This window comes from Pseudomonas sp. P5_B2 (assembly GCF_056400445.1).
In genome coordinates this window covers 1-784 of sequence record NZ_JBFULH010001263.1, presented here as the reverse complement: position 1 = coordinate 784, position 784 = coordinate 1, and the positions used below count along the sequence as shown (strand labels likewise).

Below are 784 nucleotides of genomic sequence, written 5' to 3'. Positions count from 1 at the left end.
GATCCTGGTCAGCAGAACAGATGGCGATCTTGAATTTGCGAGGCAGGTAAAGAAACTCTGGGTTGATAGTCGACCACTGACGAAGTATCTCGGCCAGAGGGCGGGGATCCATCAATTCATCGGCTGCGACCCCGGCAAATGCTTCAGTAGTAATGTTGCGGACACAGTTGCCTGAGGTCTGGATCGCGTGCATGTCGACCTCAGCAAGCCGCTCCAATATGTTGGGCACCTGATGGAGCTCGATCCAGTTGTATTGCAAGTTCTGTCGAGTCGTGAAATGGCCATATCCCCGATCATATTCTCGAGCGATATGCGCCAACGTGCGTAGCTGATGGGCCGCAAGGGTACCGTAGGGGATTGCTACGCGGAGCATGTAGGCATGCTTTTGCATGTACAGGCCATTCTGCAGTCTCAACGGTAGGAACTCTTCCTCGCTCAGTTCACCAGATTGAAAGCGTTCTACCTGATCACGGAATTGAGCCACACGCTCGTGCACCAAAGCACGGTCATAGTCGTCATATCGGTACATCGTAAAGGCCTCATCAGCGCCTACCCTCTAGTACAGGGCAGTTTCGATGGCAACTATCCTACGATGCAGATCTGGAAAACAGATTCACATCATCGATAAAAAAGCGGATCAGATTCTTCGAATGAGGCGGCGAAAAGCGATGCAGAAAATATCGGATCCGCTTCAATCCGTGTGATCTGAGCTGATCCCCCCTTGGCCCCTAAATAATGCAAGGGGTTCAATGAAAAGATATGAGCCATTCGCTCCATCCAACGG

Annotated in this window: 1 pseudogene; it reads right to left on the bottom strand. The window is 51.4% G+C overall.

The features are described 5' to 3' along the window. Window positions 1-529: pseudogene (locus tag AC1DRJ_RS30640) on the bottom strand (nitrite/sulfite reductase); the annotation flags it as partial. Window positions 530-784: the final 255 nt, after the last annotated feature.